Below are 15,490 nucleotides of genomic sequence, written 5' to 3'. Positions count from 1 at the left end.
GCACCGGCCTGAAGGGCCGAAACCGGTCATGCCCATAGAATAGGAAGTAAATCGGCGCTGAAAAGCGTTTTTAGAGTAATTAGTCGAAAAAAGCAGAAATGCCCTATAAATCAGAAAGTCCTGTCGGAAAACTTCACCGACATTTCTTGTTTCATTGCCGCGCTGTCACGGTGATATCAATCATTTTTCCTCCGCAACCGAACGGTTTAAGCTATTTGGCATCTGTTTAGAGTCCGTTGCGTTTGGCCGAAGGCATGTCCGAACCGTTATTTTTGATCCAGTACGTGCCAGGAACGGCGCGGGATTGTTCACGACAGGTTGATACTTATGCACCGCAGGAATTTGCTCAAAGCGTCCATGGCCATTGCGGCCTACACCGGTCTTTCGGCCAGCGGCCTCCTGGCCGCTCGTGCCTGGGCCGGTAATGGCGCGGCCGACGGCGACGCCCAGGCTTTCGACTTCGAAGCCTTGAAGATTCAAGCCAAGCAGCTCGCTGGCAACCGTTATCAAGACACCAAGCAGGTGCTGCCGCCGACACTGGCGACCATGACGCCGCAGAATTTCAATGCGATCCGCTACGACGGCAATCATTCCCTGTGGAATGATCTGAACGGTCAGCTGGATGTGCAGTTTTTCCACGTCGGCATGGGGTTCAAGCAGCCGGTGCGCATGTACAGCGTCGATCCCAAGACGCGTCAGGCGCGGGAAGTGCATTTCCGCCCATCGCTGTTCAACTATGAAAAAACCACCGTCGACACCAAGCAGCTCGGCGCTGACCTGGGGTTTTCCGGGTTCAAGCTGTTCAAGGCCCCCGAGCTGGATCAACACGATGTGTTGTCCTTCCTCGGCGCCAGCTATTTCCGTGCGGTAGACGCCAGCGGCCAGTACGGCCTGTCGGCGCGCGGCCTGGCGATCGATACCTATGCCAAGAAGCGTGAGGAGTTTCCGGACTTCACCAAGTTCTGGTTCGAGACCCCGGACAAGGACAGCACCCGCTTCGTGGTCTATGCCCTGCTGGATTCGCCAAGCGCCACCGGCGCCTACCGTTTCGACATCGATTGCCAGGCCAGCCAGGTGGTCATGGCCATCGACGCCCACATCAATGCGCGCACCGCCATCGAACAATTGGGCATCGCGCCGATGACCAGCATGTTCAGCTGCGGCACCCATGAGCGGCGCATGTGCGACACCATTCACCCGCAGATCCACGACTCCGACCGTCTGGCCATGTGGCGCGGTAATGGCGAGTGGATCTGCCGCCCGCTGAACAACCCGGCCACTCTGCAATTCAACGCGTTTGCCGACACCGACCCGAAAGGCTTCGGCCTGGTGCAAACGGATCACGAATTCGACAGCTATCAAGACACCGTCGACTGGTACAGCAAACGCCCAAGCCTGTGGGTAGAACCGACAACCGCATGGGGCGAAGGCTCTATCGATCTGTTGGAAATTCCTACGACCGGCGAAACCCTGGATAACATCGTCGCGTTCTGGACCCCGAAAAAGCCGGTGGCTGCCGGTGACTCGCTGAACTACGGCTACAAGCTCTACTGGAGCGCCTTGCCGCCGGTCGGCACGCCGCTGGCCCGGGTCAACGCGACCCGTTCCGGCATGGGCGGTTTCATCGAAGGCTGGGCACCCGGCGAGCATTATCCGGAAGTCTGGGCGCGGCGTTTCGCCGTGGACTTCACGGGCGGCGGTCTGGACCGTTTGCCCGAGGGCGCCGGGATCGAGCCAGTGGTCACGTGCTCCAACGGTCAGGTCAAGGACTTCAACGTGCTGGTGCTCGATGACATCAAGGGCTACCGCATCACCTTCGACTGGTACCCGACCAACGACAGCGTAGAGCCGGTGGAGCTGCGGTTGTTCATTCGCACCCATGACCGCACGTTGAGTGAAACCTGGTTGTACCAGTACTTCCCGCCAGCGCCGGACAAGCGCAAATACACCTGATATCCGTCTGACCTCGATAATTCATTCGGTTTTCCGAACGCGACCTGCCGGTCGGTTCGGTTAACCGGATTACCCAGTGGCCAAATCGGCGCCACAAATATTTAATCCCCTTATAAATCAATAACTTGATCTGTCAGGCCTGGCCTGGCACGAGTCATGCTCTACACTCTTGGACGAATGCTTTGTTGCGCCAACCCTTCAGGAGCCGGCAGACATTCGAAGCACAAAAAGGGCCGATGAACTGGCTCCATAAAAAAAACAATGTCGAGGAAAATTTGATGCGCATCGTTCCCCACATCCTGGGCGCAGCCATTGCTGCCGCTCTGATTAGCACTCCAGTTTTCGCTGCCGAACTCACCGGCACACTGAAGAAGATCAAAGAGTCCGGCGTCATCACCCTCGGGCATCGTGACGCATCCATTCCGTTTTCCTATATCGCGGACGCTTCCGGCAAACCGGTTGGCTACTCCCACGATATCCAGCTGAAAATCGTCGAAGCCATCAAGAAAGACCTGGACATGCCGAACCTCCAGGTCAAATACAACCTGGTCACTTCGCAAACCCGTATCCCGCTGGTGCAGAACGGCACCGTGGACGTCGAGTGCGGTTCCACCACCAACAACGTCGAGCGTCAGCAACAAGTTGCCTTCTCCGTCGGCATCTTCGAAATCGGTACCCGCCTGCTGTCCAAGAAAGGCTCCGCGTACAAGGATTTCGACGACCTTAAAGGCAAGAACGTCGTGACCACCGCGGGCACCACGTCCGAGCGCATCCTCAAGTCGATGAACGCCGACAAGCAAATGGGCATGAACGTCATCTCCGCCAAAGACCACGGCGAGTCGTTCCAGATGCTGGAAACCGGCCGCGCTGTGGCCTTCATGATGGACGACGCCTTGCTGGCCGGTGAAGCCGCCAAAGCCAAGAAGGCCGATGACTGGGCTGTGACCGGCACGCCACAGTCCTACGAAATCTACGGCTGCATGGTCCGCAAGGGCGACGAGCCGTTCAAGAAGGCGGTAGACGACGCGATCATCGCGACCTACAAGTCGGGCGAGATCAACAAGATCTACGACAAATGGTTCATGCAGCCAATCCCGCCTAAAGGCCTGAACCTGAACTTCCCGATGAGCGACGAGCTCAAGGCCTTGATCGCTAATCCGACCGATAAAGCGGCTGACGACAAGAAGTCCTGATTTCTGACTAACCTTATCTCCTGAGAGGGCCTTTGCCCTTTCAGGAGGTTGTCACTCCCTGCTGGCATTTTTGGAAACACTCGAACCGGTGGCTGTCGAGCCGCTCGTGTGTGCCCGGTCTTCAAGATTGGGCGGGAACGGAGTTTCCCCAGGCGGGCACTTGTACATCGAACGATCTGAGGGGAGACCCTAATGAATTACAACTGGGACTGGGGCGTGTTCTTCAAGTCCACCGGCGTGGGCAGCGAGATTTATTTCGACTGGTACCTCTCCGGTTTGGGCTGGACCATCGCCATCGCCGTCGCTGCCTGGATCATCGCGCTGCTGCTGGGCTCGGTGCTGGGTGTCATGCGTACGGTGCCGAACCGCATCGTGTCGGGCATCGCGACCTGCTACGTCGAACTCTTCCGTAACGTGCCGCTGCTGGTGCAGCTGTTCATCTGGTACTTCCTGGTGCCCGACCTGCTGCCGCAGAATTTGCAGGACTGGTACAAACAGGACCTGAACCCGACTACCTCGGCGTTCCTCAGCGTCGTCGTGTGCCTGGGCCTGTTCACCACCGCACGGGTTTGCGAACAAGTGCGCACCGGCATACAGGCATTGCCTCGCGGCCAGGAAGCGGCCGCTCGCGCCATGGGCTTCAAGCTGCCGCAGATCTACTGGAACGTCCTGCTGCCCCAGGCCTACCGGATCATCATTCCGCCGCTCACCTCGGAATTCCTCAACGTCTTCAAGAACTCCTCCGTGGCCTCGCTGATCGGCCTGATGGAGCTGCTCGCGCAGACCAAACAGACCGCCGAGTTCTCCGCCAACCTGTTCGAAGCGTTCACCCTGGCGACGTTGATCTACTTCACCCTGAACATGGGCCTGATGCTGCTGATGCGCGGCGTCGAGAAGAAAGTTGCCGTGCCTGGCCTGATCTCCGTAGGGGGTAAATGATGGAATTCGATTTCTCGGGCATCATCCCGTCCCTGCCGGGCTTGTGGAACGGCATGGTCATGACCCTGCAACTGATGGCGCTGGGCGTCGTCGGCGGGATCATCCTCGGCACTATCCTGGCGCTAATGCGCCTGTCCCACAGCAAACTGCTGTCGAACATCGCCGGCGCCTACGTTAACTACTTCCGTTCGATCCCGCTGCTGCTGGTCATTACCTGGTTCTACCTGGCGGTGCCGTTCGTGCTGCGCTGGATCACCGGCGAAGACACCCCAATCGGCGCGTTCGCCTCGTGCATCGTGGCGTTCATGATGTTTGAAGCGGCGTACTTCTGCGAGATCGTCCGGGCCGGCGTACAGTCGATTCCCAAGGGCCAGATGGGTGCCGCGCAAGCCCTGGGCATGACCTACGGCCAGATGATGCGCCTGATCATCCTGCCGCAAGCGTTTCGCAAGATGACCCCGCTGTTGCTGCAACAGAGCATCATCCTGTTCCAGGACACCTCGCTGGTCTACGCGGTCGGCCTGGTGGACTTCCTCAACGCCTCGCGCGCCAGTGGCGACATCATCGGGCGCTCCAATGAGTTCCTGATTTTCGCCGGTTTCACCTACTTCATCATCAGCTTTGCCGCCTCGCAGCTGGTCAAGCGTCTGCAAAAAAGGTTCGCCGTATGATCTCTATCAAGAACGTCAACAAGTGGTATGGGGACTTCCAGGTACTGACTGATTGCAGCACCGAGGTCAAAAAAGGCGAGGTGATCGTGGTGTGCGGACCGTCCGGCTCCGGCAAATCCACCTTGATCAAATGCGTCAACGCCCTGGAACCGTTCCAGAAAGGCGACGTGGTGGTCGATGGCACGTCCATCGCCGACCCGAAGACCGACCTGCCGAAGCTGCGTTCGCGCGTGGGCATGGTGTTCCAGCATTTCGAACTGTTCCCGCACCTGAGCATCATGGACAACCTGACCATCGCCCAGGTCAAGGTGCTGGGTCGCAGCAAGGACGAGGCCTCCAAGAAAGCCCTGCAACTGCTCGAACGCGTCGGTCTTTCGGCCCACGCGAAAAAGCATCCGGGGCAACTCTCCGGCGGTCAGCAGCAGCGTGTGGCGATTGCCCGTGCGTTGGCGATGGACCCGATCGTCATGCTGTTCGACGAACCGACCTCGGCGCTCGATCCGGAGATGGTCAACGAAGTGCTCGACGTGATGGTGCAACTGGCCCACGAAGGCATGACCATGATGTGCGTGACCCACGAAATGGGCTTCGCCCGCAAAGTGGCAGACCGCGTGATCTTCATGGACCAGGGCAAAATCATCGAAGACTGCAAGAAAGAGGATTTCTTCGGCGACATCAGCCACCGCGCCGAGCGTACGCAGCACTTCCTCAACAAGATCCTGCAGCACTAAGAAAGACACCGCTCCCCAAATGTGGGAGCGGGCTTGCTCGCGAAGGCGTCGCGTCAGTCGACATTAATGTTGAATGTGCCGGCCTCTTCGCGAGCAAGCCCGCTCCCACAAGGGGTCGGTGGTGGCTTGTAGATTTGTGTTGTGGTTGACCCAAGGCATCTGTGATGAAATGCGACCCCACTCTCTATCGCGCCGCGCCGCCATCACTCGCCGTGAAACCCCGTCTGATTCGCCATCTGTTCCTGCCGCCGCTGGTCATCGCCCTGATGATCGGATTGGGCTACATCGGCTTCTGGGTCAGTGAGCACTACGGCATTCGCAGCCTCAGCGAGAACGGCCAGCGTCAGCTGGAACTGCACGCCCGCGCCGTCGAGAGCGAGATCAGCAAGTACACCTACCTGCCCAGCCTGCTGGAACTCGAAACCAGCGTTTCAACGCTGTTGGCCGACCCGACGCCGGAACACCGACAGACGGTCAATGACTACCTCGAAGGCCTGAACCGGCGCAGCCGCAGTCGGGCTATCTACGTGATGGACACCACCGGCCGCGTGATGGCCACCAGCAACTGGCGCGATGTCGACAGTTACCTCGGTGAAGACCTGTCCTTTCGCGCCTATTTCCAGAACGCCGTGCGCGGTCAGCCGGGGCGCTTCTACGGCATCGGCAGCACCAACGGCGAACCCGGTTACTACTTGGCCCATGGCCTGGAAGAGCACGGCAAGATCATCGGCGTCGCGGTGGTCAAGGTGCGCCTCGAAGCCATGGAAGAACGCTGGCAGCGGGCGCGCCTCGAAGCGTTCGTCAGCGACGAGAATGGCATCATCATTCTCTCCAGTGACCCGGCGCGGCGGCTCAAATCAGTGATACCGCTGAGCGACGAGACCAAGGAAAAACTCGCCCGCAGCCTGCAGTATTACTGGTTCCCGCTGAACGAACTGCAACCGCTGGCCCGGGAGAAACTGGCCGAAGGCGAGGAGAAACTGACCTTCCCCGCCAACAGCGAAGTGGAATCCGACGAAGAGGACATCAGCTACCTCTCGCAAACCCGCCCGCTGAGCGACACCCCGTGGAATTTCACCCTGCTCACGCCCCTCCAGGATTTGCGCCGCGAGGCGATCAATCAGGGGATTCTGGTGGCGGTGGCGTTTGCCCTGGTGGCGTTCCTGCTGATCGCCTGGAACGAGCGGCGCAAAGTGATCGCCACCCGTCTCGCCGCCCGCGAAGCCTTGCAGGAAGCCAACAATCAACTGGAGCGTCGGATTACCGAACGCACCACCGACCTGCGCGCCAGCAACGAACGGCTCAAGGGCCAGATCCGCGAACGGCGTCAGGCTGAAGAGACGTTGCGCCGGGCCCAGGATGAACTGGTGCAGGCCGGTAAACTCGCCGCCATCGGCCAGATGTCGACCAGCATTGCCCATGAATTGAATCAGCCGTTGGCGGCGCTGCGAACCTTGTCCGGCAACACTGTACGTTTTCTCGAGCGCGGTCAGCTGGACGTGGCCAGCACCAACCTCAAAACCATCAACGAATTGATCGACCGCATGGGCCGGATTACCGCCAGCCTGCGCTCCTTCGCCCGTCGCGGCGATGACAAAGGCCAGGCCTGCCTCGGCAAAGCGGTGGATGCCGCGTTGCAACTGCTCGGCGGTCGGGTGGACAGCATCCATCTGCAACTGCATCGTGACTTTGCCGATGTGCAGGTGCAGATCGACCAGACCCGCCTGGAGCAGATCCTGGTCAACCTGATCGGCAACGCCCTCGATGCCATGCAGGCGCAACCGCTGCCGGAGTTGTGGCTCGAAGGCGAAGTGTTCGATGGCAAATATCGCCTTCGGGTACGCGACAATGGCCACGGCATCGACGCCGAAGCGCGCAAGCATCTGTTCGAACCGTTCTTCACCACCAAACCCGGCGAGCAGGGCCTGGGCCTCGGCCTGACCTTGTCGGCGAGCCTGGCCGCCGCCACCGGCGGGCACCTGGGTGTCGAACACCCGGCCAGCGGTGGTACCACCTTCGTCCTCAGTTTACCGTTGGTAAGCCTCACTTCCGCCGAGCCAATATGAACAACGACCTTAGTGTGCTGATCGTCGAAGACGACCCCCATGTGCTGCTCGGCTGCCAACAGGCGCTGACCCTCGAAGACATTCCCTGCGTGGGCGTGGGCAGCGCCGAAGAAGCGCTGGAGCGCGTCGGCGACAACTTTGCCGGGATCGTCATCAGCGACATCCGCCTGCCGGGCATCGATGGCCTGGAACTGCTGACCCGGCTCAAGGCCCGCGACCGCAGCCTGCCGGTGGTGCTGATTACCGGCCACGGCGACATATCCATGGCGGTCGGCGCGATGCAGAAAGGCGCCTACGATTTCATGGAGAAACCCTTCTCCCCCGAACGCCTGGTGGATGTAGCGCGCCGCGCACTGGAGCAACGCAGTCTGGCGCGGGAAGTCTCGTCGCTGCGCCGACAACTGGCCGAGCGCGATTCACTCGAAGGCCGGATCATCGGCCGCTCGCCGGCGATGCAGAACCTGCGGGAATTGATCGCCAATGTCGCCGATACCTCGGCCAACGTGTTGATTGAAGGCGAGACCGGCACCGGCAAGGAACTGGTTGCGCGCTGCCTGCACGACTTCAGTCGGCGCCACACCAAACAGTTCGTCGCGCTGAACTGCGGCGGCCTGCCGGAGAACCTGTTCGAAAGCGAGATCTTCGGCCACGAGGCCAACGCTTTCACCGGCGCCGGTAAACGGCGGATCGGCAAAATCGAGCACGCCGACGGCGGCACGCTGTTCCTCGACGAAGTGGAAAGTATGCCCCTGCCCTTGCAGATCAAACTGCTGCGGGTGTTGCAGGAACGCACCCTCGAACGCCTCGGCTCGAACCAGAGCGTTGCGGTGGATTGCCGGGTGATCGCAGCGACCAAGTCCGACCTCGATCAGTCGAGCAAGGCCGGCGAATTCCGCAGCGACCTGTATTACCGCCTCAACGTAGTGACCCTGGAACTGCCGCCGCTGCGCGAACGCCGCGAAGACATCCTGCAACTGTTCGAACACTTCCTGCAGCAGTCGTCCTTGCGTTTCGACCGCGCCGTGCCGGAACTGGACAACCAGACCCTGTCGAATTTGATGAGCCACGACTGGCCGGGCAACGTGCGTGAACTGCGCAACGTCGCCGAGCGCTTCGCCCTCGGTCTGCCAGCGTTCAAGAAATCCGGCGCCAGCGGCAGCAATCAAGGCCTGGCGTTCGCTGAAGCCGTGGAAGCGTTTGAACGCAATCTGCTCAGCGATGCGTTGCAGCGCAGCGGCGGCAACCTGACCCAGGCCAGCCAGGAACTGGGCATGGCCAAGACCACCTTGTTCGACAAAGTGAAGAAGTACGGGCTGAGCCACTGATGGACCTGATTCTCAAAGCAACCCTGGGTGCGGCGGTGGTGTTGATCCTCGCCGCCCTGGCCAAGACCAGGAATTATTACATCGCCGGGCTGGTGCCGCTGTTTCCGACCTTTGCCCTGATTGCGCATTACATTGTCGGCAAGGGGCGCTCGCTGGAGGATTTGAAGACAACCATCGTGTTTGGCATGTGGTCGATCATTCCGTACTTCATCTACCTGGCGACGTTATACGTGATGGTCGACCGGATGCGGCTGGAGGCTTCGCTGGCCGTGGCGTCGGTGGCGTGGTTGATGGCGGCCACTGTCCTCGTCACCGTCTGGCTCCGTTTCCAAGCGTGACCCATCTCCCGTAGGAGCGAGGCTTGCCCGCGAAGAACGATAATGCGGTGTGCCAGATACTCCGTGGCGGCCCATTCGCGGGCAAGCCTCGCTCCTACAGGGTCAGCGGTGTGTGGCTGTGATGGCGGCCACTCTTCGCTTCCAAGCGTGACCCCATCTCCCGTAGGAGCGAGGCTTGCCCGCGAAGAAAGATAACGCGGTGTACCAGATACACCACGGCGGTCCATTCGCGGGCAAGCCTCGCTCCTACAGGGTCAGTGGTGTGTGGCTGGCCCGGCCCTTGCATTTACCCCTAAAAGCCCGCTCGGCCGGCCTTCATGATGGATGGAGCCGGTGTCTGGGAGGGTGTGCCAAGGGTGAATTGCGACCTTGAACATTTTAGATCTCGACCACAGCCTCACCGCCCAGGCACCGATCGCGCAGCTGCTCGACAGCGGTCGTGCCAAACGCCTGGACCTGCTCGACCTCGGCCCGCAGCTGCGGCTCTGGTCCAGCGAGCGAACGTGGCAGCGCTTCGCTGAACGCCTGCAGCAACGCCCGCGCCACAGCGGCCCGCAGCCTGAAATTTTCTTCGTGGGCTCCGGTGATTACCATCACCTGACGCCGGCTTTCCTGAGCGATTTGCCGGAGCCGGTGAGCCTGATCCACTTCGACAACCACCCCGACTGGGTCCACTTCGCCCCGCGTCGGCATTGCGGCTCGTGGGTCAATCAGGCGCTGAAGCTGCCGAACATCCGGCGCATCGTTACGCTCGGCCCGTGCAGCGACGACCTGCAAAACCCGCAGCTCAAGGGCGGCAACCTCAACGCCCTCAGGCGCGGCGTCTTGCAGCTGTTCCCGTGGCAGCACCCGCCCTCCAAGGTCTGGGGCCGGGTCGGCGATGGTGCCGGGCATCAGCAGCAGGAAAACCTTTTGCACTGGCGCAATCTGGCCGAGCTGGACTGGCCAATGTTTCTTAAACAGATGATCGCCAGCCTGCCCACCGACGCGGTGTGGATCAGCATCGACAAGGACGTATTGGCCAGCGAAGACGCGGCGACCAATTGGGATCAGGGCGGCATGCGCCTCAGTCATTTGCTGCACGCCATCCGCGTGCTGGCGGCCGGTAAACGAATCATCGGCATCGACATCTGCGGCGAATACGCCCCGCCGGCCTTCAGCAACGCCTTCAAACGCTGGGAAGCCAAGTCCGACCAGCCGCCCGCCGAACGCTGGAGCGAAGCCGATTTGCTGCGCAACGCGGCGACCAATCAGGCGCTGATCGAGCTGTTCGAGGAGTTGTTCCCATGACCTTCACGGTGATTGTGCTGGTGGGGTTTTCCATTGTGCTGGACGTCATCGGTCAGCTCTGTTTCAAGCTCGGCCTGGATCGTTTGCCCGAGCTCGAAGGCGGCTTTCGGCTGAATGCGTTCTGGGGCCAGGTGTTCAATGCGCCGCTGCTGTGGTGCGGCATCGGCGCCTACGTGATCGAATTTTTCGTCTGGCTCGAAGCCCTGTCCCGGGCGCCACTGAGCCTGTTGTTTCCGGCGGCGGCGCTGGCGTATTGCGGCGTGGTGCTAGCCGGAAAACTGATCCTCGGTGAAACCGTCAGCCGCCGGCGCTGGCTTGGCACGTTGGTGATTACGGCGGGCGTCATGCTCGTGTGTGTCGCCCATGCATGAGGCTCAATCGATGCTCAGAGGCAAGACCGACTGGCTGCATGAGCGCCTCGGCACCGTGGTGCTTTGGGCGCTGTTGATCGGTTTTGAAAGTGCCGGCCAGATCGCGACCAAGGTCGGCGGAGATCAACTGGGGCAGATGGATTTCAATGTGCAATGGCTGCTGGCGGTGGCAGTCAACCCCGGCGTGTGGCTGGCGATTGCCTGCTACATCGGGGCGTTTTTTGTGTGGATGCTGATACTGCGGCGCAGCAGTTTGTCCCTGGCGTTCCCGCTGAGTTCGCTGGTATTTGTCGGGGTGTTGTTGGGGTCGTGGCTGGGGTTGGGCGAGCAGATCAGCGTGCTGCACTGGGTGGGTGTGGCAGTGATTATGGGCGGGATTGCGTTGTTGGCCGAGGGTGAAAAAACCTGAAAACAACATCCCCCTGTAGGAGCTGTCGAGTGAAACGAGGCTGCGATCTTTTGATTTTAGAAAGATCAAGATCAAAAGATCGCAGCCTCGTTTCACTCGACAGCTCCTACAGGGTTTCGGTGGTGGTCAGTCGAATGTGTAGGCCACCGCCGCCTGCACTTCCGCCTGATTGCTGTCCCCAACCTGTTTGACAATGCTGCTGTCCGCCGCCGAGCCCGTCAGGTGAATCCAGCTGGCACTGGTCAGCAGCGACCACTGCGGCGCCAAGGGAAATTCAAAGCTCTGGGTCAGCGCCACGTTCTGCAATCCACCGCCAGCGTTGTACGGCCGAACCCCGGACGCCTGGGACTCATCGGCACTGACCCCAAAGAACGTCTGGGTCTGCCGGGCATCAGCAAAATGCGCGGTCACATTCGAGTTGCCGATTACCCCGCCTCCCACGGGATAACCCACTTCGCCACCGACCCGCCCAAGCACCCCGCCCTGACCGCTGCGCCCACCCACCGCTTGCCCGACCGAGGCAAACACCCGCCAGAAATCAGCCGGGGCGTACTGCACAAACCCGCCGACTTCACCCATGTCCGGCACGTCGCGCAAGCCTAGCAGCTCGCCGTTGGAAGTCCGTCCGGGCAGGTAATTCACCAACGGTCCGGCGCTGAAACCGTTGGCGTTGAACGCGTCCCAGGTCAACCCGTCGTCGGTGCTGAGGCTGACATCGCCCCAGTCCAGATCGAGGTACGGCACGGGCCGGGTTTCGTAGCGGCTGCCGGTGGGATCGTGCGGCTGATAGCTGAGCCCAAGCCCCGCTTCGCCGGTGATCTCATCGGCCATAGCGTTGGCTGAAAGGCACGCCAGCGCGGCGACCAAAGCAAAAACAACCCTCGACATGAGGCGGTTCCTTGATAGGGATAGGCGCGCATCAATCCCCGAACCCCACCCCTCGCGCAAGCACTCATGTTGTTTGTAGCGACCTACAAAAATTGTAGCTTCGCCGACATCGAAACCTACTGAAACCCCAGCCCTGCTGGGCCAAACCCTGTTGGCACACTCCCTGCTCTACCCCTTTTGCAGCGCAGACAGCGCACCCTGCCCAATAGGTACAGCAGATGATTGACTGGCATATCGTGTGTGATTTCGACGGGACCATCACCCGCACCGACGTGATCGACAGCATCCTCCAGCGTTTCGCCGACCCGAGTTGGGAAGCGATCGAAAACGAGTGGCTGGCGGGCGACATCGGTTCCCGTGAATGCCTCAGCCGCCAGCTCTCGCTGGTCAAGGCCACACCCGCCGAGCTGCTCGGATTTTTCGACAGCATCGACATCGACCCGGACTTCCCTGACTTCGTCGACCACGTGATCGGCCTCGGCGCCTCCCTTGAAGTGGTCAGCGACGGCATCGAACAAGGCATCGCGCGGATCCTCGCGCGTCACTACGTCAGCCTCTTGCCGATCCTCGCCAACCGCTTGCGCCAGGTCGATCACCACAGTTGGCGCATCGACTTCCCGCACGCCAGCGACGCCTGCCGCGCCGCGTCCGGCAACTGCAAATGCAAATCCACCCCCGGCACCAAGCGGGTGCTGGTGATTGGCGATGGCCAGTCCGACCTGTGCGTGGCCGCCACCGCCGATTTCGTGTTCGCCAAGGATCGCCTGGCCGAGCACTGCGAACGCAATGGCATCGCCTATGCGCGTTTCGACAGCTTCGCCGAACTGCCTGCGCTGCTGGCCCTGCTGCCAAGCGCCAGCGCCGCCAACGCCACTTCCTTCAACGTCGAAACACAGGAGCTCTTCCACCATGTCTGATATTCGAATCGCCACGCCTGAAGACCAGGTTCTTCTGGAAAAAGAAGCCAGGTACTGCTCCTACGGCGACACCGTTCACTACATCGAACCGCCGCGAATCTTCAGCCGTTGCGAAGGCTCCTACGTCTGGGACACCGAAGACCAGGCCTACCTTGACCTGCAAATGTGGTACTCGGCGGTCAACTTCGGTTACGCAAACCCGCGCCTGAACAATGCGCTGAAACAGCAGATCGACACCCTGCCGCAAATCGCCAGCCAGTACCTGCACAAAGGCAAGATCGAGCTCTCGGAAATGATCGCCGTGGACGCGAAGAAAAAATTCGGCCTCGACGGTCGCGTGCACTTCAACGTCGGTGGCTCGCAGTCCATCGAGGACTCGCTGAAAGTCGTGCGCAACGCCACCAACGGCAAAAGCCTGATGTTCGCTTTCGAGGGTGGCTATCACGGGCGCACCCTCGGCGCCTCGTCGATCACGTCCAGCTACCGCTATCGCCGTCGCTATGGCCACTTCGGAGAGCGGGCGCAGTTCATCCCGTTCCCGTACCACTTTCGCGGCCCTAAAGGCATGAGCAAGGAAGAGTACGGCAGCCATTGCGTGCAGAATTTCGCCCGGTTGTTCGAGACCGAATACAACGGCGTCTGGGACCCGAAAGTCGGCCAGAGCGAATACGCGGCGTTCTACGTCGAGCCGATCCAGGGCACCGGCGGCTACGTGATTCCGCCGATGAATTTCTACAGCGAGCTCAAGCATGTGCTGGATCAGCACGGCATCTTGATGGTGGTCGACGAAATCCAGATGGGCTTCTACCGCACCGGCAAGCTGTGGTCGATCGAGCACTTCGACGTCAAACCGGACGTGATCGTCTTCGGCAAAGCCTTGACCAACGGCCTCAATCCGCTCGGCGGCATCTGGGCCAAGGAAGAATTGATCAACCCGAAAATCTTCCCGCCCGGTTCAACGCATTCGACCTTTGCGTCGAACCCGTTGGGCACCGCAGTCGGTCTGGAAATGTTCAAGATGACCAGCGAAATCGACTACGGCTCGATGGTGATGAACAAGGGCAAATACTTCCTGGAAGGCCTGAAGGATTTGCAGAAACGCTACCCGATCATCGGCGATGTCGACGGTCTGGGCCTGGCCCTGCGCTGCGAGATCTGCGGCCCGGACGGTTTCACGCCGGACAAGGCGACCCTGGATTTCATGGTCGAGGAAGGCATGAAGGGCGACATCGAAATCGATGGCAGACGCCTGGGCCTGATTCTCGACGTGGGCGGTTACTACAAGAACGTGATCACCCTCGCGCCGTCGCTGGAAATCAGCTACCCGGAAATCGATCTGGGCATCGCCCTGCTCGACCGTCTGCTGCACCGGACGATGCAAAGATGATGGCCGAAGCGATCGACATGGGCGAAGGCAGCGCCGGTTTCGTTCTCGGCAGCGGCGAGGTCGCGGTGGTGTTGATCCACGGCCTCACCGGCACGCCGACCGAATTTCGCCGGGTGGCCACCGGCCTGGCCAAGGCTGGGTGTACGGTCTACGTGCCGACCCTGGCCGGGCACTGTGGGAACAACGCCGACCTGCAAGCCACCGGGTGGCGCGACTGGTATGAGAGCGCGCGCAAGACCTTCATCGGCGTACGCCGCAAACACGAGCATGTGTTTGTCGGCGGTTTGTCCATGGGCGCGGTGCTGTCGATGTACCTGGCCGCCGAGCATCCGGGGCAGATCGAAGGCTTGTTGCTGTATTCGACCACGCTGCGTTACGACGGCTGGAACATGCCCTGGGTGGCAAAGTTGAGCCGCTTTGTCATGTCGATTCCGTTTGGCGTGCACCTGTGCCGCTTCAACGAAAAATCACCGTTCGGTATCAAGGACGAACGCTTGCGGGCCCTCGTCGAGCGGCAGATGAAGGCCGGTGAAAGCAGCAGTGCCGGGCTGCTGAGCATGTCCGGAGTGAGTGTTCGGGAACTGCATCGGTTGGTGGCAGTGGTGAAAAAACGCATGCCGCAGATCACCACTCAAACGCTGGTCCTGCACTCGCGCGAAGACGACATCACCAGCCCCTGGAACGCCGACTATGTGGAACGCAAGCTGGGTGGGCCGGTGGTGAAGATCCTGCTGGACGACTGCTATCACATGATCACCGTCGACCTGCAATACCGCCGTGTCGTGGAGCTCAGTGCGGACTTCATCCAGCACCGTTTCGTGCAACAAGGAAGCCAACCCGCTCCCCATACGCCAGGACTTTCAGCAGCTGGCCTGACAGCAATGCCGAACATTGCACGCCCCTTGTAGCAGCTGTCGAGCTTGCGAGGCTGCGTTCGGCTGCGAAGCAGTCGTGAAATCAGACAACGCGGAGCATCAGGAAAACCGCAAGTTCAGGTTTCACGACTGCTTCG

The 15,490-nt window shown here is 60.6% G+C and carries 15 protein-coding genes; 14 read left to right on the top strand and 1 reads right to left on the bottom strand.

The genetic code is table 11. From position 1 onward, the window contains the following. Positions 1-327: 327 nt before the first annotated feature. From ACIPL2_RS24945 to ACIPL2_RS24895, 11 genes are all read left to right on the top strand, one after another. On the top strand, positions 328-1,953 hold the full coding sequence (locus tag ACIPL2_RS24945; protein ID WP_401360786.1) for a glucan biosynthesis protein D: 1,626 nt from the start codon (positions 328-330) through the stop codon (positions 1,951-1,953). A gap of 278 nt (positions 1,954-2,231) precedes the next feature. After that, positions 2,232-3,146 (top strand): glutamate/aspartate ABC transporter substrate-binding protein, encoded by a 915-nt coding sequence (locus ACIPL2_RS24940; RefSeq protein WP_401360784.1) that lies wholly within the window; start codon positions 2,232-2,234, stop codon positions 3,144-3,146. A gap of 192 nt (positions 3,147-3,338) precedes the next feature. Then, a complete protein-coding gene (locus ACIPL2_RS24935) occupies positions 3,339-4,085 on the top strand; it encodes an amino acid ABC transporter permease (protein WP_059407704.1) in 747 nt (248 codons plus the stop codon). Next, positions 4,085-4,756, top strand: coding sequence for an amino acid ABC transporter permease (locus tag ACIPL2_RS24930; protein WP_401360782.1), 672 nt, complete (start codon positions 4,085-4,087; stop codon positions 4,754-4,756). Before ACIPL2_RS24935 ends, ACIPL2_RS24930 begins: the two co-directional genes overlap by 1 nt. Further along, the gene (locus ACIPL2_RS24925; protein WP_059407702.1) at positions 4,753-5,487 is read left to right on the top strand and encodes an amino acid ABC transporter ATP-binding protein; all 735 of its coding nucleotides are present in this window, start codon (positions 4,753-4,755) and stop codon (positions 5,485-5,487) included. Before ACIPL2_RS24930 ends, ACIPL2_RS24925 begins: the two co-directional genes overlap by 4 nt. A gap of 164 nt (positions 5,488-5,651) precedes the next feature. Next, entirely contained in the window at positions 5,652-7,553 is a 1,902-nt protein-coding gene (locus tag ACIPL2_RS24920) for an ATP-binding protein (protein WP_401360779.1), read from the top strand. Continuing rightward, positions 7,550-8,878: a sigma-54-dependent transcriptional regulator gene (locus ACIPL2_RS24915; RefSeq protein WP_401360777.1), complete on the top strand. Its 1,329-nt coding sequence runs from the start codon at positions 7,550-7,552 to the stop codon at positions 8,876-8,878. The genes ACIPL2_RS24920 and ACIPL2_RS24915 overlap by 4 nt, the downstream gene beginning before the upstream one ends. A gap of 8 nt (positions 8,879-8,886) precedes the next feature. Further along, positions 8,887-9,216 (top strand): GlpM family protein, encoded by a 330-nt coding sequence (locus ACIPL2_RS24910; protein WP_401360834.1) that lies wholly within the window; start codon positions 8,887-8,889, stop codon positions 9,214-9,216. A gap of 369 nt (positions 9,217-9,585) precedes the next feature. After that, a complete protein-coding gene (locus tag ACIPL2_RS24905; RefSeq protein WP_401360775.1) occupies positions 9,586-10,506 on the top strand; it encodes an arginase in 921 nt (306 codons plus the stop codon). Continuing rightward, complete coding sequence (locus tag ACIPL2_RS24900) at positions 10,503-10,877, top strand: EamA family transporter (protein ID WP_401360773.1); 375 nt, start codon at positions 10,503-10,505, stop codon at positions 10,875-10,877. The genes ACIPL2_RS24905 and ACIPL2_RS24900 overlap by 4 nt, the downstream gene beginning before the upstream one ends. A gap of 10 nt (positions 10,878-10,887) precedes the next feature. Beyond that, positions 10,888-11,286, top strand: a complete 399-nt coding sequence (locus ACIPL2_RS24895; RefSeq protein WP_401360771.1) for a transporter — start codon at positions 10,888-10,890, stop codon at positions 11,284-11,286. 126 nt (positions 11,287-11,412) lie between these two features. Here the strand turns inward: ACIPL2_RS24895 and ACIPL2_RS24890 are convergent, their stop codons facing one another. After that, the gene (locus ACIPL2_RS24890; protein WP_401360769.1) at positions 11,413-12,174 is read right to left on the bottom strand and encodes a MipA/OmpV family protein; all 762 of its coding nucleotides are present in this window, start codon (positions 12,172-12,174) and stop codon (positions 11,413-11,415) included. Positions 12,175-12,392: 218 nt separating this feature from the next. Here ACIPL2_RS24890 and ACIPL2_RS24885 point away from each other — a divergent pair, with 218 nt between their 5' ends. From ACIPL2_RS24885 to ACIPL2_RS24875, 3 genes are read left to right on the top strand one after another with little or no spacing between them, the layout of a single operon-like run. Next, the gene (locus ACIPL2_RS24885; protein ID WP_401360767.1) at positions 12,393-13,091 is read left to right on the top strand and encodes an MtnX-like HAD-IB family phosphatase; all 699 of its coding nucleotides are present in this window, start codon (positions 12,393-12,395) and stop codon (positions 13,089-13,091) included. Further along, on the top strand, positions 13,084-14,478 hold the full coding sequence (locus ACIPL2_RS24880; protein ID WP_401360765.1) for an aspartate aminotransferase family protein: 1,395 nt from the start codon (positions 13,084-13,086) through the stop codon (positions 14,476-14,478). Before ACIPL2_RS24885 ends, ACIPL2_RS24880 begins: the two co-directional genes overlap by 8 nt. Continuing rightward, a complete protein-coding gene (locus ACIPL2_RS24875; RefSeq protein ID WP_401360763.1) occupies positions 14,475-15,386 on the top strand; it encodes an alpha/beta hydrolase in 912 nt (303 codons plus the stop codon). The genes ACIPL2_RS24880 and ACIPL2_RS24875 overlap by 4 nt, the downstream gene beginning before the upstream one ends. Positions 15,387-15,490 lie beyond the last annotated feature (104 nt).

Source organism: Pseudomonas sp. NPDC086251 (assembly GCF_044746405.1).
Taxonomy (GTDB): domain Bacteria; phylum Pseudomonadota; class Gammaproteobacteria; order Pseudomonadales; family Pseudomonadaceae; genus Aquipseudomonas.
This window is presented reverse-complemented; position numbering and strand designations above follow the sequence as displayed.

Bases quoted from the DNA above. Each gene is read 5' to 3' on its own strand.
- ACIPL2_RS24875 (WP_401360763.1), top strand. From the start codon at position 14,475: ATGATGGCCGAAGCGATCGACATGGGCGAAGGCAGCGCCGGTTTCGTT.
- ACIPL2_RS24930 (WP_401360782.1), top strand. From the start codon at position 4,085: ATGGAATTCGATTTCTCGGGCATCATCCCGTCCCTGCCGGGCTTGTGG.
- ACIPL2_RS24940 (WP_401360784.1), top strand. From the start codon at position 2,232: ATGCGCATCGTTCCCCACATCCTGGGCGCAGCCATTGCTGCCGCTCTG.
- ACIPL2_RS24895 (WP_401360771.1), top strand. From the start codon at position 10,888: ATGCTCAGAGGCAAGACCGACTGGCTGCATGAGCGCCTCGGCACCGTG.
- ACIPL2_RS24900 (WP_401360773.1), top strand. From the start codon at position 10,503: ATGACCTTCACGGTGATTGTGCTGGTGGGGTTTTCCATTGTGCTGGAC.
- ACIPL2_RS24915 (WP_401360777.1), top strand. From the start codon at position 7,550: ATGAACAACGACCTTAGTGTGCTGATCGTCGAAGACGACCCCCATGTG.
- ACIPL2_RS24935 (WP_059407704.1), top strand. From the start codon at position 3,339: ATGAATTACAACTGGGACTGGGGCGTGTTCTTCAAGTCCACCGGCGTG.
- ACIPL2_RS24920 (WP_401360779.1), top strand. From the start codon at position 5,652: ATGAAATGCGACCCCACTCTCTATCGCGCCGCGCCGCCATCACTCGCC.
- ACIPL2_RS24945 (WP_401360786.1), top strand. From the start codon at position 328: ATGCACCGCAGGAATTTGCTCAAAGCGTCCATGGCCATTGCGGCCTAC.
- ACIPL2_RS24885 (WP_401360767.1), top strand. From the start codon at position 12,393: ATGATTGACTGGCATATCGTGTGTGATTTCGACGGGACCATCACCCGC.
- ACIPL2_RS24880 (WP_401360765.1), top strand. From the start codon at position 13,084: ATGTCTGATATTCGAATCGCCACGCCTGAAGACCAGGTTCTTCTGGAA.
- ACIPL2_RS24925 (WP_059407702.1), top strand. From the start codon at position 4,753: ATGATCTCTATCAAGAACGTCAACAAGTGGTATGGGGACTTCCAGGTA.
- ACIPL2_RS24890 (WP_401360769.1), bottom strand. From the start codon at position 12,174: ATGTCGAGGGTTGTTTTTGCTTTGGTCGCCGCGCTGGCGTGCCTTTCA.